This is a genomic window from Conexibacter stalactiti, assembly GCF_033542075.1.
GTDB classification, from domain to species: domain Bacteria; phylum Actinomycetota; class Thermoleophilia; order Solirubrobacterales; family Solirubrobacteraceae; genus Conexibacter; species Conexibacter stalactiti.
This window is the reverse complement of record NZ_JAWSTH010000006.1, coordinates 46,934-66,719: the sequence shown is the minus strand read 5'-3', so window position 1 is coordinate 66,719 and position 19,786 is coordinate 46,934. Positions and strand designations below refer to the sequence as shown.

Genomic DNA, 19,786 nt, shown 5'->3' with positions numbered 1-19,786 from the left:
GCACGGAGGTCGTACGCGGACCGGTGGGGCGGCCTTCTTCGGCTGCACACCTTGCAGCCCACGCAGTGCTCGTGCTGAGGTAGGCTCGCGCCGGCCCAGCGAGGAGGAGAGCCGCGATGCCCGAGCTGACGTTGAGCGCGCGCCAAGGCCGTGCGCTCGCCGCGATCTGCGACACCTTCTGCCCGTCCGGCGACGGGCTGCCGAGCGCGAGCGAGCTGGGCGTGCCGGCCGCCGTCGCCAAGCTCGTCGCGCGCGATCCGCGGGCGGCGGCGCAGCGGGAGCTCAAGCAGCTGCTGAGCGCGTGGGAGTCCCCGGCCCTGACGTACGCGATCGGCCATCGCTGGCGGCGCTTCAGCGCGCTCGAGCAGCAGCAGCGCGAGGCGGCGCTGCTGTCGTGGGGCGACAGCCGCCTGCCGCAGCGGCGGGCGGCCTTCCAGGCGCTGCGCAAGGGCGCGCTGCTGATGTACTACGCGCTGCCGGGCGCCGGCGGCGGCGCCAACCCGGTGTGGGAGACGATCGGCTACCCCGGTCCGCTCGGGCTGCTGGCCGACCCGCCGCCGAAGGCGCTGAGACCGCTGGCGATCGACGGTGAGACGACGCTCGACTGCGACGTCGTCGTCGTCGGCTCGGGCGCCGGCGGCGGAGTCGCGGCGGCGGTGCTGAGCGCCGCCGGGCTCGACGTGCTCGTGATCGAGGGCGGCGGCTACTTCGACGACGGCGACTTCGACGGCGGCGAGCTGAACGCGCTGACGCGGATGTACTCCGGCTCGCCGACCGCGACGCACGACCAGAGCGTCGGCCTGATCGCCGGCGCCTGCCTCGGCGGCGGCACGGTCGTCAACTACTCGACCTCGTTCCGCACGCCGGACGAGGTCCGCGCCGAGTGGGCCGCGCATGGCGTCCCCGCCTTCACCGGCGCCGACTACGACGCCGCGCTCGACGCCGTCTGCGAACGGCTCGGCGTCAACCAGGAGCACAACGACCCCTCGACGCGCGACCAGAAGCTGCGCGCCGGGGCGCTCGCGCTCGGCTGGCACGTCGACGCGATGCCGCGCAACGTCGACGGTCGCTGCGACCAGGGGGTCGACTGCGGCAGCTGCGGCCTCGGCTGCCGCCGCGGCGCGAAGCAGTCGGTCGTCAAGACGTGGCTGCAGGACGCCGACGCGGCCGGTGCGCGGCTGCTGGTCGACACGAAGGTCGAACGGGTGCGGATCGAGCAGGGCGCCGCCCGCGGCGTCGAGGCGCGCACCGCCGCCGGCCAGCGCGTGACGGTCCGCGCGCGGGCGGTCGTCGCGGCGGCCGGCGCGCTGCACACGCCGGCGCTGTTGAAGCGCTCGGGGCTGCAGAACCAGCACGTCGGCCGCCATCTCAAGCTGCACCCCGCGACCGCCGTCTGGGGCGTCTACGACGAGGAGCTGCGGCCGTGGGAGGGCACGATGCAGGCGCTCTACTCCGACCAGCACCGCGACCTCGACGGCGGCTACGGGGTCAAGTACGAGACGGCGGCCGCGCTGCCGCACCTGGCGGTCCCGTTCTTCCCCTGGCGCGGCAGCGCCGCCCACCACGAGCTGATGCAGGCGCTCTCCAGCTCGGTCGCGTTCGGCGTCCTGCTGCGCGATCGCGACGGCGGCGAGGTGCGCGTCGGGCGCGACGGCGAGCCGGTCGTGCGCTACGCGCTGTCGCGCTACGACCTCGGCCACATGCGCCGCGGCGTCGAGGGCGCGGCGCGGATGCACGAGGCGGCCGGAGCGCGGCGGGTCTTCAGCTCGCAGAGCCGCTTCGTCGCGTACGAGCCGGGCGGCAACGGCGGCGGCGACGCCGCGCGGGAGCGCTTCCTGCGTGAGGTCGACGCCTGCGGCTGGGGCGCCGGCCGGACCCACTACGCCTCCTTCCACATCATGGGGTCGGCGCGGATGGGCGGCTCGGCGGCGACCTCCGCGGTCGCGCCGAACGGAGAGACCTGGGACGTGCGCGACCTCTACGTCTTCGACGGCGCGGCCTTTCCGAGCGCCCCGGGCGTCAACCCGCAGGTCTCGATCCAGGCGATCGCGCACATGGGCGCACGAGCATTGGCGGCGCGGCTGGCCTGATTCTCGGTGCGGACGGGTACTTCGTATCCTCAGGGAGGCCCCGACCCCCAACACGACGTTCAGGAGGACCGGACCGGTGAAGTTCAACAAGCTGGCTGAGAAGGCCAAGCAGGCGATAGACAGACGCGGCGGAATGGATTCGCTGAAGGAGGACCTGCAGGAGGTCAAGGAGGCCGCGACCGGCAGAGGGAGCTTCAAGGACAAGGCGAGAGCGGCCGCGGACGCGCTCAAGACCCCGGGCAGAAACCCTGCCCCCGGCCCCGACGCCGCCAGACCGGCGCCGCCGACGGCCGCGGGCCCCACCGACCCGACGCCCCCGGCGGCGTAGCGCGGCACGTTGCGGACGAGGGCGTCGTCAGGAGGTCGCGGCGACCGCCGCCGTCAGCGCGTGCTCGAGCGCGTCGCGCTGGAACGGCTTCAGCACGTGGGCGATCGGAGACAGCTCCGACAGCTCCGGGCTGGGTGGGAAGATGCTGCAGATCACGATTGCCAGCTGCGGCTGCGAGCTGCGCAGCAGCTGCGCCAGCTCGACGCCGCCGTTGAAGGCCGGCTCCAGCAGCAGTACGTCGACCTCCCCGTCGCCCCCGTCCGCACGGCTGCGATCGAGCGTCACCGCCTCGTGACCGAGGCGCACGATCGAACGTTCGAGCAGCGCCCGCACGTCAGCGGACGGCTCGGCGATCAGGACCTTGGCCATCGTCGGATCATCCGGCGAACGTCCTTCGAGCGTGCATGAATCTGGTATGGAAGGCAGGGTGAGAATGGCTGAGGTGCTCGTCGTCGAGGACGAGGAGGACGTGCGCAGGCTCGTGCGCGTTCTGCTCGAACGCGCCGGTCATGCGGTCACGGAGGCCGGCAACGGCCTGGAGGCGCTGCGGCTCGTGCAGGCGTCGACGCCCGACCTCGTCGTGCTCGACGTGACGATGCCGGAGCTCGACGGCTGGCAGACGCTGGAGCGGATCCGCGACCTCTGCGAGGTGCCGGTGCTGATGCTGACCGCACGCGCCGGCGAGCTCGACAAGGTGCGCGGCCTCAAGGGCGGCGCCGACGACTACGTCACGAAGCCGTTCGGCCGGCAGGAGCTGTTGGCGCGGGTCGAGGCGCTGCTGCGCCGCACCAGCGGCCCGCCGGAGGTGCGCCCCGCGTACAGAGACGCGACCGTGATGGTCGACTACGTGAGCCGCGAGGTGACCGTCGACGGCCGCCCTGTGCAACTCACGCCGCTGGAGTTCAAGCTGCTGTCGGCGTTCGTGCGCCACCCCAACGAGACGCTCGCGCGCGACCGGCTGCTCGAGCTCGTGTGGGGCGACACCGAGGGCTTCGGCGGCGACCAGGTCAAGCTGTACGTCGGCTACCTGCGGCGCAAGCTCGGCTGGGACGCGGCGGCGCCCTCGCCGATCGAGACGGTGCGCGGCTTCGGGTACCGGTATCGCCCTCCGGTCGCGTCCGAGTAGACGCGCCCGTCCTCGGGCGCCTCGGCCGGCCGCAGCGGCAGTCGCACCGTGAAGGTCGTGCCGGCGTCGACCTCGCTCGCGACCGAGATCGTGCCGCCGTGCGCGGCGACGATCGCGCGCACGATCATCAGCCCGAGGCCGACGCCCGGCACCGCGCGCGTCGTCGCGTTGGAGGCGCGGAAGAAGCGGTCGAAGAGCCGCGCCTGCTCCTCCGGCGGGACGCCGACGCCGGTGTCGGCGACCTCCAGGCGAGCGTCGGCGCCCTCGGTGCTCAGCCGCACCTCGACGTGGCCGCCGCTGTGCGTGAACTTGAGCGCGTTGGAGATCAGGTTGTCGAGCACCTGCGCGAGCCGGTCGCGGTCGCCGACCGACTGCGGCAGCTCGTCGATCTGCGCGCCGAGCAGGATGCCGGCGTCCTCGGCGCGGGGGCGGGCCGCCTCGACCGCCTCGCGCGTGATCTGCGCGAGGTCGACGACGTCGGGCTCCAGCAGCAGCGAGCCCGACTCGACCTGGGCGGCGAACAGCAGGTCGCCGACCAGGCGCAGCAGCCGCTGGGCGTTGCGCTCGACGATCTCCAGGTAGCGGTGCTGCTCGGCCGTGTCGGCATCCGGGTGGGAGTGCTCGCCGAGCACCAGCTCGACGTAGCCGAGGATCGCCGTCAGCGGGGTCCGCAGCTCGTGCGAGACGAGCGCGAAGAACTCCTCCTTGACGCGCTCCGCCTCGCGCTCGCCGGTCACCTCGCGCAGCACCAGCAGGCGGCCGATCTGGCGGCCGTGGCCGTCGCGCACCGGCGTCGCGTAGCGGGCGAAGGCGCGCCGCGTGCCGAGCAGCGTGATCTCGTCGCGCGCCTCGCGGCCCTGGTCGCCGGCGGCGGCGGCGTCGAGCGGCACGAGCGTGCCGTCCTGGTCGATCGCCGTCGCGCGCGCGCCGAACGCGGCGCGGACGGCGCGCATCGGCGGGTTGTCGACGATCGCGTGGCCGTCGCGATCGAGCAGCGCGATCGCATCGGGGGTCGCGTCGAGCACGGCGCGCAGCACGCTCGCGCCTTCGCGCGCGGAGCGGACGGCGTCGACGAGCTCGGCGCCGCGGCTCTCCAGCTCGGCGTTCTGACGCTGCATCGCGTCGCGGTTCTCCTCCAGCGACGCGGCCATGCGGTTGAAGGTCTGCGCCAGCTCGGCGACCTCGCCTGACTCGCCGTGCTCGTCCTCGACGCGCACCTTCAGGTCGCCGTCGGCGATCGCGCGCGCAGCCTCGCCGACACGCCGCAGCGGGTCCAGCACCGAACGGCGGATGTAGAGCAGGCAGCCGGCCAGCAGCAGCAGCGTGAAGACGATGCCGGCGATCCCGACGAACTCGGCGAACTGCGCGAGGTTGCCGGTCTGCTCGCGCCGCGGCAGCAGCGTCGCGCGACCGGTCTCGACGAGCCGGTTGAGCGCGACGCCGATCTCCTCCGCCTCGCGCTCGGCGTCGGAGGATCGCTCGCCGTCGCCGAGCGATATCTCTCTGTCGGTGAGGATCGGCTCGACGGTCGTGTCGAGGAAGGCGCGCGTGTTCGCGGCCTCGGCGGCGATCCCGGCCGCGGCGGGATGGTCGTCGGCGCCGCTGACGAGCGCGGCGTCGAGACGGTCGAGCGCGCCGCGCAGCCTCCCGATCGCATCGTCGAGCGCTTGGCGAGAGGGCGTGTCACGTCGTTCCACGTGATCGCGCATCGCCGTCTCCAGCTCGGTCAGCTTCGCCTGCACGCGGCTGGTCGGGACGACGACGTTGGCCGTCTTCTGCGCCGCCTGGTCGGTCGAGCGCAGCTCGTGGATCGCGAACAGCATCACCCCGAGCACGGCGAGGAACAGGACGGTCAACGTCCCGATACCGACGAGGAGTCTCCTCCGCAGGCCTCCGTTGCGGCGCATGCCAGTTCAACGGTACAGCTCGAGAAACCAACTTCCGAGTGGGGCGCGTACGATCGTCACATGCCGGACAGAGCCGCGGAGGTCCGAATCCGGGGGATGCACGCGGCGATCGAGCGCGATGGGGAGCCTGATCTGGTCGCCGTCGAGGAGCCGCTGGAGATTCGTGTCGACGGCCGTCCGCTCGCCGTCACGATGCGCACGCCCGGCGACGACGAGCTGCTCGCGGCCGGCTTCCTGCACGGCGAAGGGCTGATCGACCGCTGGCCGCGGGTCGGCCCGACCGCCGACCTCGCCGTCAATGCCGTGGAGGTCGCCGGCCCGCTGTTGCGCGATCCCGGCTCGCGCAGCTTCTACACGACCTCCTCGTGCGGCGTCTGCGGCAAGGGCGCGATCGAACAGGTCGCCGTCGACGCGCCGCCGCTGCCGCTCGACGCCGACCTCGAACCGCTGCCGCGGACGCTGCTGGCGGCCTTGCCGGAGCGGCTCGTGCAACCGGAGTTCGCGCGCACCGGCGGCCTGCACGCGACCGGCCTGTTCGGCTGGGACGGCGAGCTGCTGTGCGTGCGCGAGGACGTTGGCCGCCACAACGCCTTCGACAAGGTCGTCGGGTGGGCGCTGGAACGCGGAGAGCTGCCGCTGCGTCAGCGATTGCTGTGCGTCAGCGGGCGGTTGTCGTTCGAGCTGGTGCAGAAGGCCGTGCTCGCGCGCGCTCCGGTGCTCGTCGGCGTCGGCGCGCCGACCTCGCTCGCGGTCGAGCTGGCGCGCGACCGCGAGCTGACGCTGTGCGGCTTCGCCCGCGGCGGCCGCGTCAACGTCTACTCCGGAGAGCAGCGCGTCGCATAGCGGCGCGGCACCGCGGGCATGCTCCCATCAGCGTCCCTCGCGACCGCTACGCCAACGCCGGAGGTGCCCGCCATGCCGGAACCCGCTCGCATCCTGCTCGTCGCCAACCGCACCGCCGCCACCGAAGGGCTGCTCGACGCCGTGCGGGCACGCGCGGCACGCGGTCCCGCGACCTTCCACCTCGTCGTCCCGCATCATCCGCCGGGCCTGCACAAGGTCGTCGACCCGCAGGACGGCGACTTCGGCGAGGCGGAGCGGACGCTGGAGGCGGCGCTGCCGGCGCTGACCGCCGCGGCCGGCGCCCCGGTCACCGGCAACGTCGGCAGCTCTGAGCCGCTGATGGCGATCGAGGACGCCGTCAACCTCGCGCACTACGACGAGATCGTGATCTCGACGCTGCCGAAGCGGGTGTCGAGATGGCTGCACCTCGACCTCGTCAGCAAGGCGAGAGGGATCGGTCCGCCGGTGACGCACGTCGAGGCGGTCGACGACGAGCAGGAGACGCCGGTCGCATGAAGCTCCGCTTGTGAGCGTCGCTGACGAGGTCCACACCCTCGCCCCGACGCTCGGCTTTCTCGCCGCCGTGCTCGTGCTCGGTCACCTGTGCGAGCGCGAAGGGCTGTTCGCGGCGGCGGGGCGGCTGCTGGCCGCCCACTCCGACGGCGGCGCACGCAGGCTGCTGGCGCTCGTCTTCGCGCTCGCCGCGGCGGTCACGGCGGTGCTGGGGCTCGACGCGACGGTGGTGCTGCTGACGCCGGTCGTGCTGAGCAGCGCGGCGCTGCTGCGGCTGCCGCAGCGCCCGCACGTCTACGCCTGCGTCCACCTCGCCAACGCGGCGTCGCTGCTGCTGCCGGTCTCCAACCTGACGAACCTGCTCGCCTTCCACACGGCCGACATCGGCTTCCTCGAGTTCACCGCGCTGATGGCGCTGCCGTGGCTGACGGTGATCGCGGTCGAGTGGGTCGTCTTCCGGCGCTTCTTCGCCGCCGACCTGGCGGTGGCCGCCGAACGCGTGCCGGCCGCGGCGCTGGCGCCACCACGCGGCACGGGCGGCGCCGGCGCCCCGGGCCATGAGGGCGACCGCGGCGGCTCGCCGGCGCTCGCGGCGACGGTCGTGCTGGCGACGCTCGCTGGCTTCGTGCTCAGCACGCCGCTCGGCGTCGACCCGGCCTGGATCGCGGCGGCCGGCGCGCTCGTGCTCGCCGTCCCCGCGCTCGCGACGCGGCGCACCTCGCCGGCCGCGCTGCTGCACGCCGCCAGCCCCGGCTTCCTGCTCGGGGTGCTGGCGCTCGGCGTCGCCGTCGCGATCGCGCTGTCGCTCGGGCTCGACACCGCCGTCGACGCGATCGTGCCGCGCGGCGACGGGCTGCTTGCGCTGCTCGGCGTGACCGCCGTCGCGGCCCTGCTGGCGAACGCGATCAACAACCTGCCCGCGACGCTGATCCTGCTGCCGATACTGGCCGACCGCGGCACCGGCCCGCTGCTGGCCGCGCTGATCGGCGTCAACGTCGGGCCGAACCTGACCTGGACCGGGTCGCTGGCGACGCTGCTGTGGAAGCGGGTCCTGCGCAGAGCTCGTGGCGACGCGCCGGAATGGCGCACCTTCCTGCGCCTGGGAGTCGCGACCGTCGTGCCCGGCCTGCTGCTCGGCACCACCGCCCTGTGGGTGGCGCTCTCGATCTAGCGCGCGCCCTGCTCGCCGCGGCAGTGACCCTCTAGGCTCCCACCATGAAGCTCGCCACCTTCCTGCCCCCGGGCGTCGACCTGCCGCTCGCCGGCGAGGTGCGCGACGACCGCATCGTCGCGTTCTCCGCCCAGCCGGCGCCCGACGGCGTGCGCCACTGGCTCGCCAGCGGCGATCGTACGCCGGCGGCGGGGCCGGACTGGGCGCTCGCCGACGTGAGCCTGCTGGCGCCGGTGCCGCAGCCGCGGGCGATCTTCGGGATCGGCCTCAACTACGCCGCGCACGCTGCCGAGAGCGGTCGCGAGCAGCCGAGAAGACCGATCGTCTTCACGAAGCCGCCGAGCGCCTCGGCGCCGCCGAGCGGCCCGGTCCGCCGCCCGGCGATCGTGCAGCGGCTCGACTACGAGGCCGAGCTGGCGATCGTGCTCGGCGGCGGCGGCGAGATCGCCGGCTTCGCGGTCGCCGACGACGTCAGCGCGCGCGACCTGCAGCGCAGCGAGCCGCAATGGACGCGCGCGAAGGGCGCCGACACCTTCTGCCCGTGGGGGCCGTGGATCACGACGGTCGACGAGCTGCCGGTGGCGGCGGCCGAGGACCTCCGCATCCGCAGCTGGGTCAACGGCGAGCCGCGCCAGGACTCGCGCACGTCGGACCTGATCTTCGGCTGCCGTGCGCTCGTCGACTTCATCGCGGAGACGATCACGCTGGAGCCCGGCGACCTGATCCTGACGGGGACGCCGAGCGGCGTCGGCGAGCACATGCATCCGCCGCGTCTGCTCGCCGACGGCGACGTCGTGCGGATCGAGATCGAGCGCCTCGGCGCGATCGAGCACACGATCGCGTAGGCGCGGAAGGCGGCCGCCGCGACGCGGCGGCCGGCGCTCAGGCCGTCAGTGCTTGTGGATGACGCGGTCGATCAGGCCGTACTCGACGGCCTCGTCCGGCTTGAAGAAGCGGTCGCGCTCCATGTCGACGTGCACTCTCTCCTCGGGCTGACCCGTGTGGTGCGCGTAGATCTCGTCGATCCGCTTGCGCGTCTTGAGGATCTCGTTCGCGTGGATCTCGATGTCCGTCGACTGGCCCTCGAAGCCCGCGGAGGGCTGGTGGATCAGGATGCGGCTGTTGGGCAGCGACATGCGCTTGCCTCTCGCCCCGCCCATCAGCAGCAGCGAGCCCATCGACATCGCGATCCCGACGCAGATCGTCTGCACGTCGGGCTTGATGAACTGCATCGTGTCGTAGATCGCCAGGCCGGCGTAGATCGAGCCGCCCGGCGAGTTGATGTAGATCGAGATGTCCTTGTCGGGATCGCTCGACTCGAGATGCAGCAGCTGGGCGACGATCAGGTTCGCGACCTGGTCGTCGACGGCGGTGCCGAGAAAGATGATCCGCTCGTTGAGCAGACGGCTGTAGATGTCGAACTCGCGCTCGCCGCGCGCGGTGCGCTCGATGACCATCGGGACGAGGGGCATGTGCGGATCGGACCTCCTTGGTGGCGCGGCGGTAAAGGACTGCGCGTCAACTCTGGCAGATCGCGCGCTCAGGCGATCTCCAGCACCGCCGCGCCCTCGAAGGCGCCCGCGCGCAGGTCGGCGAGCGCCTGCTCGGCCGCCTCCAGCGGATAGGTCGTGACGGCGGTCCGCAGCGGCACGTGCGGCGCGAGCGCGAGGAACTCCTCGCCGTCGTTGCGCGTGAGGTTGGCGACCGATCTGAGCGTCCGTTCGCCCCACAGATCGACGTAGGGGAACGAGGGGATGTCGCTCATGTGGATGCCGGCGCAGACGACGGTGCCGCCGCGCGCGACGGCCCGCAGCGCCAGCGGCACGAGCGCGCCGACGGGCGCGAAGATCAGCGCCGCGTCGAGCTCCTCGGGCGGTCGTTCGGCGCTGCCGCCGGCCCAGACGGCGCCCAGCTCGCGCGCGAAGCGCTGGCCGACGCGGTCGTCCTCGCGCGTGAACGCGAAGACCTCGCGGCCCTCGTGCACGGCCACCTGGCAGATCAGATGCGCGGCCGCGCCGAAGCCGTACAGCCCCAGCCGCTCGGCGTCGCCGGCCATCCGCAGCGCGCGGTAGCCGATCAGGCCGGCGCACAGCAGCGGCGCGAGCTGGACGTCGGTCACCGCCGCCGCGTCGGGCAGCGGGAAGCAGAAGCGGGCGTCGGCGACGGTCAGCTCGGCGTAGCCGCCATCGCGGTCGCAGCCGGTGAAGCGCGCCTGCGCGCAGAGGTTCTCGCGGCCGCTGGTGCAGTAGCGGCAGCGGCCGCAGGTCCAGCCCAGCCACGGCACGCCGACGCGCGACCCGATCTGCGCGCGGCGCGCCCCGGCGACCTCCGCGCCGGCCGCCACCACCTCGCCGACGATCTGGTGGCCGAGCACGAGCGGCAGGTGGCCGGCGTCCAGCTCGTCGTCGCGCAGGTGCAGGTCGGTGCGGCAGACCCCGCAGGCGCGCACGCGCAGCAGCAGGTCGCCCGCTCCCGGCCGCGGGTCGGGCAGCTCGGCCGCGCGCAGCGGCCGGCCGGGCGAGTCGAGCACCATCGCGCGCACGGGACGAGCATCCCCGCCGCCGACGCGCGTTACGCCACCGGCGCGTCGTTCTCGACCGATCTGGTGGGGAAAAGCGGCCGGATCGCCGACGGCCGATCGTCTACCTTCGAAGGTGATGGAGCACGCAACCACCTCTGTGCCCGCGCTGGAGCTGCGCGGGCTGACGAAGCGCTACGACGACGGCTTCCTCGCGCTCGAAGGCTTCGACATGACCGTCCCGGCCGGCGAGTTCTTCGGGCTGCTCGGCCCGAACGGCGCGGGCAAGACGACGCTCATCAGCGCCGTCTGCAACCTGATCCGCACGACCGGCGGCGAGATCCGCATCTTCGGCCGCGACCACCGCGTCGCCGAGGCGCGCAGACTGATCGGCCTCGCCGAGCAGGACATCAACCTCGACCGCTTCCTCGACGTCGAGGAGACGCTCCTCTACCACGGCGGCTACTACGGGATGAGCCGCGCGCACGCGAAGCGCCGCGCCGCCGAGATGATGGAGATCATGGACCTCAGCGGGAAGGCGAAGACGCGCGCGCCGAAGCTGTCGGGCGGCATGCGCCGGCGCCTGCTGATCGCCCGCGCGCTGATGCACGAGCCGCCGTTGCTGATCCTCGACGAGCCGACCGCCGGCGTCGACTTCGAGCTGCGGCTCGACCTGTGGCAGTACATCCGCCGGCTGCACGGCGAGGGCACGACGGTGCTGCTGACGACGCACTACCTCGAAGAGGCCGAGGAGCTGTGCAACGAGATCGCGCTGATCAGAGGCGGCAGACTGCTCGCGCGCGACTCCGCCGACGGGCTGCGCGCCCACTACGGCGTCGAGACTCTCGCCGACGTCTACGTCAAGGCGATGGCGGCGGCCGCATGAGCGCGATCGATCCGGCCTCCGCCGAGGCGACCGCTCCGACTGGCTCGCTGGCCGACCGCCATCGCGGCCTGATCGCGCTCAGCGGCCGTGAGGTCAACCGCGTCCTGAAGCTGTGGCAGCAGACGATCGCCGCCCCGGTCGTCTCGTCGTTCCTCTTCATCCTCGTCTTCGGCCTCTCGCTCGGCAGCCGCATCAGCGGCGTCGAGGGGGTCGACTACGACGTCTTCATCGTGCCGGGCCTCGTCACGATGGCGATGGTCCAGGCGGCCTACTCGAACAACAGCTCGTCGGTCTTCCAGGCGCGCTTCGACCGCTACATCAACGACGTGCTCGCCTCGCCGATGAAGAGCTGGGAGGTCAACCTCGGCCTCTCGCTCGGCGGCGCGGTGCGGGCGCTGCTGATCGCGATCGCGCTGGTGCTGCTGGCGCTGCCGGTCGTCTCGGTCCCGGTCGAGCATCCGCTCGAGCTGGTGCTGGCGGTCTTCCTCGCGCTCGTGCTGTTCTCGTCGCTGGGCGTGATCGTCGGCGTCTACGCGCAGTCGTGGGACCACGCCAGCTTCGTGCAGAACATCGTGATCGTGCCGCTCAGCTTCCTCGGCGGGACCTTCTACTCGGTCGACACGCTGCCGTCGCCGTGGCAGGAGATCTCGCACGTCAACCCGCTGTTCTTCGTCATCAACGCCGTCCGCTACGGCTTCCTCGGCGTCAGCGACGTGTCGGTGTGGCTGTCACTCGGCGTGATGGCGGCGCTGGCCGCGGTGATGGTCGCCTGGAGCAGCTGGCTGTTCAGCACAGGACGGAAGCTGAAGGCGTAGCCTGCCGGGGGCGAGATGTTCCCGGTCAACGTCCCCAACGTCCTGACGGTCCTGCGCATCCTGCTGGTGCCGGTGCTCGTCGTCGCGCTGCTCGGCGAGACGCCGAACGGCGATCTGTGGGCGGCGGTCGTCTTCGCCGCCGCTTCGCTGACCGACATGCTCGACGGCTATCTGGCCCGCTCGCGCAACGCGATCACGACCTTCGGCAAGCTGATGGACCCGATCGCCGACAAGCTGCTGATCATCGCGGCGCTGGTCGCGCTCGTCTCGCTCGAACGGGTTGCCGCGTGGGTCGCGATGGTGATCATCGCGCGCGAGTTCGCCGTCACCGCGCTGCGGATGGCCGCGACCTCGCAGGGCGTCGTGATCTCGGCGAGCTTCTTCGGGAAGCTGAAGACCTGCTTCCAGATCGCGATGGTGATGGCGCTGATCCTGGCCGACGGCGGCGTCTGGGTCGACCTGCTCGTCTACGCGACGGTCGCGGTCACGGTCGCCTCCGGCGCCGACTACTTCTTCGGCCTCCGCCGCACGCTCGGCGCGCGCGACAGAGCGCGCGCCGCGGGACGCGGCGGCGCCGAGAGCGCCTAAGCGGTCCCGTCCAGCCAGGCGCGGCGCGAGACGTGCGTCGGCGAGTGCTCGCCGGTCGCCAGCTCGCGGCGCACCTCGCCGAGCAGGCCGAAGCGCTCCGCGTCGACGTTGTGCTGGTGGATCGTCTCGAGGTTCTTCTGGTGCGCGGAGAAGAAGGTGTCGTCGCCGAGGTGGCCGAAGCGCTCGACGACCCCTCTGACCATCTCGCGCACGCAGTCCTCGACGAAGCGGGGCCGGCGGTGGGCCTTCTCGACGACCGCGCCCTCGTCGCTGCGCTTCATCAGCTCGTAGATCTCCGACGACATCGAGTTCTCGACGATCTCCAGCAGCACGCGCGCGTCGATGTCGACGTCGCTGTGCTCGGGCAGGCCGATGTGGAGCGTGCCGAGGCCGCGCTGGTTGTGCGTCGCGACGGGGACGTGCTCGAAGATCCGCTCGACCTCGGCCTCGCTGAAGCCGTCGGCGAGCAGCCGCTCGCGCGAGGCGCCCTGGACGAGCTGCTGCGCGCACGGGCAGGCGGTCATGCCGGCGGCGGCGACGCCGACGAGGCGGCGCGTCCCGCGCTCGGAGGCGACGGCCGAGCCGAACAGCGTGTAGATCTCCTGCGTGTTGATGCCGGAGACGGGCGCCGGCTTGTGCTCCGGGTAGCGCGCGGTGATCGTGACCTCCGCGCGGCGCGCGCCCTGGCGCTCGCGCACGCGCTCGGCGACGTGCTGGGCCAGCGTCTCGGCGCGGAAGGTCGCCTCGCCGAGGATCACCTCGCCGATCGCCTCGTTGACGACCTCCTCGAAGCGCGACATGTGCGCGCCCTTCTGCTGCGGGCCGAGGTCGACGTAACACTCGAGTCTGGCGTAATAGAGCTGCTCGGTGCCATCTTGCCTGATGCGGATGACCTTCTCGACGCCGGTAACGCCCACGCGCGAGAGGCTGATCTCGAGCGGCGGGAGCTGAGCTTGGACGTCTGGGCCCTGGTAGCTGACGGTGCTGGAGTCGGACATCGTGCCAGCAAGGGTAGCGATGCGGGTCGGCCCAGCCGCCTCGCCAACCGCTCGGAGGTGGGCATCGCGCGGATCATGTGGTATCAATCCGCACCTGGCCGCAAGCCTGCCTCCACGCCTCTGGGCGGGAGAGCGAGTCATGGCTCGGCCACATCGCGACTGCCGTCGCGGACGTAGCGTTTCAGTTACGAGGTGCATTGAGGAGAGGGGGGCCTGCCGGTTGGCGGGTCCGAATCGCGTCTCGAAGAGGAACGAGCTCATCGTGAGGGAGAAGGCTGCAGTTCTGTTGGCGGATGAGGCTCCGATCGCGGAGATGGAGGAGTTTCGTCAGCTGATCGCCGAAGGTCAGGAACGCGGATACCTGACGTTCGAGGAGATCGCCACCACCTTGGAGGAGGTGGAGGTCACGAAGGAACAGGTGCAGGAGCTGCACGCGCACCTGGAGGAGCACGGCATCGACGTGGTCGAGGCCGATGGCAAGCCGGCAGTCTCGGCGGCGGGGACCGCCGAGGGGGAGCGGCCGGACACGCGTCGCGGGACGGCGTCGAAGCGCCCGGAGATCGACCTCACGGTCGAGCCGAGCCTCGACTCGCTGCGGCTCTACCTGCGTTCGATCGGCAGAGTCAGCTTGCTGACGGCCGAGCAGGAGGTCTCGCTGGCGCAGCGCATCGAGCGCGGTGACATGCAGGCCAAGCAGCAGATGATCGAGGCCAACCTGCGCCTCGTCGTCTCGATCGCGAAGGGGTACCTGGGCCGAGGGCTGACGTTCCTCGACCTGATTCAGGAAGGCTCGCTCGGTCTGATCCGGGCGGTCGAGAAGTTCGACCATCGTCGCGGCTTCAAGTTCTCGACGTACGCGACCTGGTGGATCCGCCAGGCCGTCACGCGCGCGATCGCCGACAAGGGCCGGACGATACGAATCCCCGTCCACATGGTTGAGAAGCTCAACAAGGTCGTGCACGTCGAGCGTCAGCTCGTGCAGTCGCTCGGCCGCGAGCCGACGCCTGAGGAGATCGCCGCGGAGCTGGAGTGCACCGTCAGGGAGGTCCGCGACATCCTGCGGATGGCCCAGCAGCCGGTCTCGCTGGAGAAGCCGATCGGCGAGGAGGAGGAGTCCGAGCTGGGCGACTTCGTCGAGGATCAGACGGCCGAGTCTCCGTTCGAGCTGGCGTCGGAGAACCTCCGCCGCGACAACGTGCGCCGCGCGCTCGCTGCCCTTCCGCAGCGCGAGCGCGAGGTGATCGAGATGCGCTTCGGCCTCGGGGGAGGCCGTCCGCGCACGCTGGAGGAGGTCGGTCGCGCGTTCAACGTCACGCGCGAGCGGATCCGCCAGATCGAGAACCACACGCTCAAGAAGCTCGAGGCGCTGCCTGAGGCGCAGCGCCTCCGCGACGCGTCCTAGGGCGCGTCACAGATCGCTCGATGCCGCCGCCTCTCGCGAGGCGGCGGCGTTGCGCCGGCCTCGCTACACTTCGCCGGCCTGAATCGCTCGCGGGCGGATGTCCGAGTGGTTAAAGGAGACGGGCTGTAAACCCGTTGGCTCTGCCTACGCAGGTTCGAATCCTGCTCCGCCCATTTCACCGAACGCCCCGCCGCCGCGGGGCGTTCGTCGTTTTGCGGTGGCCTGTCGCTCGGCACCCCGGTGCGCGCCCTGACACAATCCCCGTATGACGCAGCTCGCGCACATCGCCATCGGCGAATCCAAGTACGACGACCGCCTCTGGAAGCTGCTGGAGGAGACTGGTCTCGACCGTGACGACTTCGAGGGACTGGACTACTTCAGTCTGCTGCCCTTCTTCGTGCTCGCGGGCGCGTCGATCAGATCGAACGTGCACGTGCACGGCGATCACAGCCACTTCGAGTCGGTCATCGTCGAGCTGCCGGAGGAGCTGGAGGAGTCGTTCTTCGGCGTCCTGCCCGATCTGCTCGACCAGCTCGTCGAAGAGGACTGAGCGGTCCCGACGCTCTTGGCATCGTCCCCTCGCGTTGTATGCTCGCGCCAGGCGGGGGCCTGCACGCGGGGACGATGACCTTCAACGACGAGAACAGCGCGACCGCACCGCGGCCCGGCGTCGAGAACTCCTCGACGATGCCGGCGACCTTTCCGGTCCAGCTGCTGCTCGTCGAGGACGACCTCGGTGACGCCGTGCTCGTGCAGGAGCTGCTGGCCGACTCCGCTCCGCACCTCCAGGTCGTCCACGTCGGCACGCTGCGCGAGGCCGAGGAGCTGCTGCCGAACGAGCTCGACTGCGTCCTGCTCGACCTCGGCCTGCCGGACGCCTACGGGATGGAGGCGGTCGAGCGGATGCGCCGCGCCGCGCCCGACGCGGCCGTCGTCGTCCTGACCGGGCACGACGACGAGCACCGCGGCGTAGAGGCGCTCTCCAGCGGAGCGCAGGACTACCTCTCCAAGAGCGGCGTCGACGGCTCGATGCTCGCGCGCGCGATCCGCTACGCGATCGAGCGCCGGAGGCTCGAGCGCTCCCAGCAGGAGCTGCTGGAGGCGCGACTGGCGGCACGTGAGAACGCGCGCCTGGAGCGCGGGCTGCTGCCGACCGCGCTCGTCAGCGACGAGCGGATCGCGCTGACGACCGGCTACCGCCCTGGCCGTCGCCGCTCGCTGCTGGGCGGCGACTTCTACGACGCCGTCGAGCTGGCGGACGGCACGCTGCACGTGCTGATCGGCGACGTCAGCGGCCACGGTCCCGACGAGGCGGCGCTCGGCGCCTGCCTGCGGATCGCCTGGCGCACGCTGACGCTCGCGCAGCGACCGCCGGAGGAGACGCTCGCGCAGCTGCAGCAGATGCTCGAGCACGAGCGCCATGCGCCGGACATGTTCGCGACGCTCTGCGTGCTCGTCGCCGCGCCCGATCGGACCGGTGGGCGGATCTTCCTCGCGGGTCACCCGCCGCCGGTGCTGTCCGACGCGCGCGGCGTGCGGCTGCTCGACGTCGAGCACGTCAGCCCGCCGCTCGGCTTCGTCGACGCCGAGGCGTGGACGGGCAACGCCGTCACGTTCGAGGGCGACTGGACGCTGCTGCTCTACACCGACGGCCTGATCGAGGGGCGGATCGGCCGTGGAGCGGAGCGGCTCGGACCGGAGCGGCTGGTCGAGCTGCTGGAGCGGCGCGGACTCGCGCAGGTGCCGGGCGGCCGCGACGCCGGCCCGCTGCTGGACGAGCTCGTCGCCGAGGTCGAGCAGCTGCACGGCGGCGAGCTGACCGACGACCTCGCGATGGTCCTCGTCACCGCGCGGCACTCGGCGTGAGCGCGAGCGCGCCCGAACGAGACGACGCCGTCGCGCGCCGTGCCGAGCGCGAGTGGGAGCGCGAGCAGCCGCGTCCGTCGCTCGTCAGCCGGCTGACGGTCAGCCAGTGGTTCACGTGGGCGGCCGTCGCGATGGCGGTGGTCGCGGCAATAGGCATCGCCCTCGGCGTCGTCGCGATCAATCGCCTGACCGACGCGCGCGATCTCGTCGTGTCGAAGAACGGCCCCGCCCTGACGGCCTCGCTGCAACTCTCCAACGCGCTGATCAACCAGGAGACCGGCGTTCGCGGCTTCGCGCTCGCCGGGCAGAGAGACTTCCTCAGACCGTACGAGGCAGGCCGCAGAGAGGCGGAGGAGGCGCTCCAGCAGCTGCGCGGGATCACGACGATCGAGGAGCACGCGCGCGTGCGCGAGCTGCTCGACCAGGTCGAGCAAAGCGTCGCGGCGTGGGAGCAGCAGTACGCGCAGCCGACGATCACCGCCGTCACGGCGGATGGGCCCGGAGCCGACGCGAAGCCGGCCGCGGACCTCGGTCGCACGCTGTTCGACGACGTCCGCGGCGCGCTCGACGCCGAGCAGAGAGAGATCACCGCCGTCCGTAACGCCGGGCGCGAGGAGCTGTCGGACGCCGCCGCCTTCCTGACCGGCACCTTCGTCGCGATCGCGCTGCTGATCGTGCTCGGCATCCTCGGCGTCGTGTTCGCGCTGCGGCGGACGGTCAGCCGCCCCTTGCGCGGCGTCGGCCGCCGCGTGCGCCGGACCGCGCGTGGTGACTTCGAGCACGAGATCACCGGCGAGGGTCCGCGTGACGTGGTCGAGCTGGCCGCCGACGTCGACGTGATGCGGCGGCGGATCGTCGCGGAGCTGTCGGGCATCAAGGAGGCGCACAGACAGCTCGACCAGCAGACGCGCGAGCTGCAGCGCTCCAACGCCGAGCTGGAGCAGTTCGCCTACGTCGCCTCGCACGACCTGCAGGAGCCGCTGCGCAAGGTCGCCAGCTTCTGCCAGCTGCTGGAGAAGCGCTACAAGGGGCAGCTCGACGAGCGCGGTGACCAGTACATCGAGTTCGCCGTCGACGGCGCCAAGCGGATGCAGCAGCTGATCAACGACCTGCTCGCGTTCTCGCGCGTCGGTCGCTTCAACGCCGAGCAGCAGGTCGTCGAGAGCGGCGAGATCCTGCGCCACGCGCTCACCAGCCTCAGCGCCGCGATCGAGGAGAGCGACGCCGAGATCGTCGTGCACGAGCCGCTGCCGCGCGTGCGCGGCGAGGCGTCGCTGCTGGCCGGCGTCTTCCAGAACCTGATCGGCAACGCGCTCAAGTTCCGCTCCGAGGAGACGCGCCCGCGGATCGAGGTCAGCGTCGAGCGCGACGGCCAGACCTGGCGCTTCTCGGTCGTCGACAACGGCATCGGCGTCGAGCCGGACTATGCCGAGCGCATCTTCATGATCTTCCAGCGGCTGCATCCGAAGGACGTCTACGCCGGCACCGGCATCGGACTGGCGATGTGCCGCAAGATCATCGAGTACCACGGCGGGAGGATCTGGCTCGATACCGAGCCGTCCGAGGGCACCACCTTCCGTTTCACCCTTCCCGCCCTTGAGGAGGACGAATGAGCACACCGCAGATCTTGGAGCCGATCGACGTGCTGCTGGTCGAGGACGACCCCGGCGACACGCTGATGATCCGCGAGGCGTTCGAGGACAACAAGGTCCAGAACACGCTCTCCTGCGTGACCGACGGCACCGAGGCGATGCTGTACCTGCGCAGGGAGGGCAGGTACGCCGACGCGCCGCGGCCCGATCTCGTCCTGCTCGACCTCAACCTGCCGAAGATGGACGGGCGCGAGGTGCTGAAGGAGATCAAGGGCGACGAGACGCTGTCGACGATCCCCGTCGTCGTGCTGACGACCTCGCAGGCGGAGGAGGACGTGCTGCGCAGCTACAGGCTGCACGCGAACGCGTACGTCACGAAGCCCGTTGACTTCGACCGTTTCATCGAGGTCGTGCGCCAGATCGACGAGTTCTTCGTGACGGTGGTGAAGCTGCCGAAGGGCTGACGGCGGCACCCCCCGGGCGGCTTGCAGAGCCGCCCCCCGCGGATGAGCAAACGCTAAGCGGAACCCATTCCGGTCGTGCTACCGTAGGAAGCGGAATCCACTCCGCTTCCTATTTCGAGGTGTTCGCATGGCCACTGCAGTCCAGCCCCTGAACGGCGTCTACAACGTCGATCCGGTCCACTCCAGCTTCGGCTTCTCGGTCAAGTACATGGGTGTGACGACCTTCAAGGGCACGCTCGACGACGTCGAGGCGACGCTCACCGTCGACGACGCCGGCGCCCGCCTCGACGGCGCCGCCAAGGTCGAGTCGATCTCGATCCGCACGCCCGATCAGTTCCGCCAGCACGTGCTCGCCGACGACTTCTTCGCCGTCGCGACGTACCCGGCGGTGACGTTCAGCTCCGACAGCGTCGAGCTCGCCGACGACGGCAGCGCGACCGTCACCGGCCGGCTCACGATCCGCAACGTGACCAAGACCGTCACGGCGACCGGCACGTGGTCGCCCGAGGCCGAGCTGTTCGGCTCGAGGAAGGCGGCGCTGGCGATCTCGACCGTGATCGACCGCACCGACTACGGCCTCAACTGGAACGCCGACCTGCCGACCGGCGGCAAGGCGCTCGCCAACGACGTCACGCTCGCGATCGAGCTGACGCTGGTCGCGCAGAGCGCGGAGGCGTAG

General features: G+C 71.6%; 21 protein-coding genes and 1 tRNA gene. 17 read left to right on the top strand and 5 right to left on the bottom strand.

The window, feature by feature from the left end; translation table 11 throughout:
* Nucleotides 1-116 precede the first annotated feature (116 nt).
* Together R7226_RS04315 and R7226_RS04310 are read left to right on the top strand one after the other, a co-directional pair.
* Nucleotides 117-2,090, top strand: a complete 1,974-nt coding sequence (locus tag R7226_RS04315) for a GMC family oxidoreductase N-terminal domain-containing protein (protein WP_318595805.1) — start codon at nt 117-119, stop codon at nt 2,088-2,090.
* Nucleotides 2,091-2,166: 76 nt separating this feature from the next.
* Nucleotides 2,167-2,418, top strand: coding sequence for a hypothetical protein (locus R7226_RS04310; protein WP_318595804.1), 252 nt, complete (start codon nt 2,167-2,169; stop codon nt 2,416-2,418).
* Between the two features lie 27 nt (nt 2,419-2,445).
* Here R7226_RS04310 and R7226_RS04305 read toward each other — a convergent pair whose 3' ends face one another.
* Entirely contained in the window at nt 2,446-2,787 is a 342-nt protein-coding gene (locus tag R7226_RS04305; RefSeq protein ID WP_318595803.1) for a DNA-binding transcriptional response regulator, read from the bottom strand.
* 64 nt (nt 2,788-2,851) lie between these two features.
* Here R7226_RS04305 and R7226_RS04300 point away from each other — a divergent pair, with 64 nt between their 5' ends.
* A complete protein-coding gene (locus R7226_RS04300) occupies nt 2,852-3,544 on the top strand; it encodes a response regulator transcription factor (protein WP_318595802.1) in 693 nt (230 codons plus the stop codon).
* Here the strand turns inward: R7226_RS04300 and R7226_RS04295 are convergent.
* Entirely contained in the window at nt 3,442-5,451 is a 2,010-nt protein-coding gene (locus R7226_RS04295; RefSeq protein ID WP_318595801.1) for a HAMP domain-containing sensor histidine kinase, read from the bottom strand. The two genes, R7226_RS04300 and R7226_RS04295, sit on opposite strands and share 103 nt — an antisense overlap.
* Nucleotides 5,452-5,511: 60 nt before the next feature.
* On the opposite strand from R7226_RS04295, the gene fdhD reads away from it, so the two are divergent.
* The 4 genes from fdhD (at nt 5,512) to R7226_RS04275 (ending at nt 8,823) form a co-directional block, all read left to right on the top strand.
* Nucleotides 5,512-6,294, top strand: coding sequence for a formate dehydrogenase accessory sulfurtransferase FdhD (gene fdhD, locus R7226_RS04290; RefSeq protein ID WP_318595800.1), 783 nt, complete (start codon nt 5,512-5,514; stop codon nt 6,292-6,294).
* Nucleotides 6,295-6,366: 72 nt separating this feature from the next.
* The gene (locus R7226_RS04285) at nt 6,367-6,810 is read left to right on the top strand and encodes a hypothetical protein (RefSeq protein WP_318595799.1); all 444 of its coding nucleotides are present in this window, start codon (nt 6,367-6,369) and stop codon (nt 6,808-6,810) included.
* 10 nt (nt 6,811-6,820) lie between these two features.
* Nucleotides 6,821-7,978 (top strand): SLC13 family permease, encoded by a 1,158-nt coding sequence (locus R7226_RS04280; protein WP_318595798.1) that lies wholly within the window; start codon nt 6,821-6,823, stop codon nt 7,976-7,978.
* Between the two features lie 44 nt (nt 7,979-8,022).
* Entirely contained in the window at nt 8,023-8,823 is an 801-nt protein-coding gene (locus R7226_RS04275) for a fumarylacetoacetate hydrolase family protein (RefSeq protein ID WP_318595797.1), read from the top strand.
* A 45-nt stretch (nt 8,824-8,868) separates the two neighbouring features.
* On the opposite strand, the gene clpP is transcribed toward R7226_RS04275, so the two are convergent.
* Nucleotides 8,869-9,450, bottom strand: coding sequence for an ATP-dependent Clp endopeptidase proteolytic subunit ClpP (gene clpP / locus R7226_RS04270; protein WP_318595796.1), 582 nt, complete (start codon nt 9,448-9,450; stop codon nt 8,869-8,871).
* 68 nt (nt 9,451-9,518) lie between these two features.
* Entirely contained in the window at nt 9,519-10,520 is a 1,002-nt protein-coding gene (locus tag R7226_RS04265) for a zinc-dependent alcohol dehydrogenase family protein (RefSeq protein WP_404827771.1), read from the bottom strand.
* A 115-nt stretch (nt 10,521-10,635) separates the two neighbouring features.
* Between R7226_RS04265 and R7226_RS04260 the strand changes: the two genes are divergently transcribed.
* Genes R7226_RS04260 through pgsA form a run of 3 tightly spaced genes read left to right on the top strand, consistent with a single transcriptional unit; the run spans nt 10,636 to nt 12,785 of the window.
* A complete protein-coding gene (locus R7226_RS04260) occupies nt 10,636-11,382 on the top strand; it encodes an ABC transporter ATP-binding protein (RefSeq protein WP_318595795.1) in 747 nt (248 codons plus the stop codon).
* Nucleotides 11,379-12,197: an ABC transporter permease gene (locus R7226_RS04255; RefSeq protein WP_318595794.1), complete on the top strand. Its 819-nt coding sequence runs from the start codon at nt 11,379-11,381 to the stop codon at nt 12,195-12,197. The genes R7226_RS04260 and R7226_RS04255 overlap by 4 nt, the downstream gene beginning before the upstream one ends.
* 15 nt (nt 12,198-12,212) lie before the next feature.
* Nucleotides 12,213-12,785 (top strand): CDP-diacylglycerol--glycerol-3-phosphate 3-phosphatidyltransferase, encoded by a 573-nt coding sequence (gene pgsA, locus R7226_RS04250; RefSeq protein ID WP_318595793.1) that lies wholly within the window; start codon nt 12,213-12,215, stop codon nt 12,783-12,785.
* Here pgsA and mptA read toward each other — a convergent pair.
* Nucleotides 12,782-13,783 carry a GTP cyclohydrolase MptA gene (gene mptA / locus R7226_RS04245; RefSeq protein WP_318595792.1) on the bottom strand — a complete coding sequence of 334 codons (1,002 nt, stop codon included), beginning with the start codon at nt 13,781-13,783 and terminating at the stop codon, nt 12,782-12,784. The genes pgsA and mptA overlap by 4 nt on opposite strands.
* Nucleotides 13,784-14,096: 313 nt before the next feature.
* Here mptA and R7226_RS04240 point away from each other — a divergent pair, with 313 nt between their 5' ends.
* The 7 genes from R7226_RS04240 (at nt 14,097) to R7226_RS04210 (ending at nt 19,786) form a co-directional block, all read left to right on the top strand.
* Entirely contained in the window at nt 14,097-15,185 is a 1,089-nt protein-coding gene (locus R7226_RS04240) for a sigma-70 family RNA polymerase sigma factor (RefSeq protein ID WP_318595791.1), read from the top strand.
* Between the two features lie 91 nt (nt 15,186-15,276).
* A tRNA-Tyr gene (locus R7226_RS04235) sits at nt 15,277-15,358 on the top strand.
* Between the two features lie 92 nt (nt 15,359-15,450).
* Nucleotides 15,451-15,735, top strand: coding sequence for a hypothetical protein (locus R7226_RS04230; RefSeq protein ID WP_318595790.1), 285 nt, complete (start codon nt 15,451-15,453; stop codon nt 15,733-15,735).
* Nucleotides 15,736-15,773: 38 nt separating this feature from the next.
* Nucleotides 15,774-17,051 carry a PP2C family protein-serine/threonine phosphatase gene (locus R7226_RS04225; protein WP_318595789.1) on the top strand — a complete coding sequence of 426 codons (1,278 nt, stop codon included), beginning with the start codon at nt 15,774-15,776 and terminating at the stop codon, nt 17,049-17,051.
* Nucleotides 17,048-18,664 carry a sensor histidine kinase gene (locus R7226_RS04220; RefSeq protein WP_318595788.1) on the top strand — a complete coding sequence of 539 codons (1,617 nt, stop codon included), beginning with the start codon at nt 17,048-17,050 and terminating at the stop codon, nt 18,662-18,664. The genes R7226_RS04225 and R7226_RS04220 overlap by 4 nt, the downstream gene beginning before the upstream one ends.
* A complete protein-coding gene (locus R7226_RS04215; protein ID WP_318595787.1) occupies nt 18,661-19,107 on the top strand; it encodes a response regulator in 447 nt (148 codons plus the stop codon). The genes R7226_RS04220 and R7226_RS04215 overlap by 4 nt, the downstream gene beginning before the upstream one ends.
* A gap of 127 nt (nt 19,108-19,234) precedes the next feature.
* Nucleotides 19,235-19,786 (top strand): YceI family protein, encoded by a 552-nt coding sequence (locus tag R7226_RS04210; protein ID WP_318595786.1) that lies wholly within the window; start codon nt 19,235-19,237, stop codon nt 19,784-19,786.

Excerpts from the sequence above, each read along its gene's own strand:
- R7226_RS04315 (WP_318595805.1), top strand. The coding sequence starts at position 117 with ATGCCCGAGCTGACGTTGAGCGCGCGCCAAGGCCGTGCGCTCGCCGCG.
- R7226_RS04305 (WP_318595803.1), bottom strand. The coding sequence starts at position 2,787 with ATGGCCAAGGTCCTGATCGCCGAGCCGTCCGCTGACGTGCGGGCGCTG.
- R7226_RS04300 (WP_318595802.1), top strand. The coding sequence starts at position 2,852 with ATGGCTGAGGTGCTCGTCGTCGAGGACGAGGAGGACGTGCGCAGGCTC.
- R7226_RS04295 (WP_318595801.1), bottom strand. The coding sequence starts at position 5,451 with ATGCGCCGCAACGGAGGCCTGCGGAGGAGACTCCTCGTCGGTATCGGG.
- fdhD (WP_318595800.1), top strand. The coding sequence starts at position 5,512 with ATGCCGGACAGAGCCGCGGAGGTCCGAATCCGGGGGATGCACGCGGCG.
- R7226_RS04285 (WP_318595799.1), top strand. The coding sequence starts at position 6,367 with ATGCCGGAACCCGCTCGCATCCTGCTCGTCGCCAACCGCACCGCCGCC.
- R7226_RS04275 (WP_318595797.1), top strand. The coding sequence starts at position 8,023 with ATGAAGCTCGCCACCTTCCTGCCCCCGGGCGTCGACCTGCCGCTCGCC.
- clpP (WP_318595796.1), bottom strand. The coding sequence starts at position 9,450 with ATGCCCCTCGTCCCGATGGTCATCGAGCGCACCGCGCGCGGCGAGCGC.
- R7226_RS04260 (WP_318595795.1), top strand. The coding sequence starts at position 10,636 with ATGGAGCACGCAACCACCTCTGTGCCCGCGCTGGAGCTGCGCGGGCTG.
- R7226_RS04255 (WP_318595794.1), top strand. The coding sequence starts at position 11,379 with ATGAGCGCGATCGATCCGGCCTCCGCCGAGGCGACCGCTCCGACTGGC.
- pgsA (WP_318595793.1), top strand. The coding sequence starts at position 12,213 with ATGTTCCCGGTCAACGTCCCCAACGTCCTGACGGTCCTGCGCATCCTG.
- mptA (WP_318595792.1), bottom strand. The coding sequence starts at position 13,783 with ATGTCCGACTCCAGCACCGTCAGCTACCAGGGCCCAGACGTCCAAGCT.
- R7226_RS04240 (WP_318595791.1), top strand. The coding sequence starts at position 14,097 with ATGGAGGAGTTTCGTCAGCTGATCGCCGAAGGTCAGGAACGCGGATAC.
- R7226_RS04230 (WP_318595790.1), top strand. The coding sequence starts at position 15,451 with ATGACGCAGCTCGCGCACATCGCCATCGGCGAATCCAAGTACGACGAC.
- R7226_RS04225 (WP_318595789.1), top strand. The coding sequence starts at position 15,774 with ATGCTCGCGCCAGGCGGGGGCCTGCACGCGGGGACGATGACCTTCAAC.
- R7226_RS04215 (WP_318595787.1), top strand. The coding sequence starts at position 18,661 with ATGAGCACACCGCAGATCTTGGAGCCGATCGACGTGCTGCTGGTCGAG.
- R7226_RS04210 (WP_318595786.1), top strand. The coding sequence starts at position 19,235 with ATGGCCACTGCAGTCCAGCCCCTGAACGGCGTCTACAACGTCGATCCG.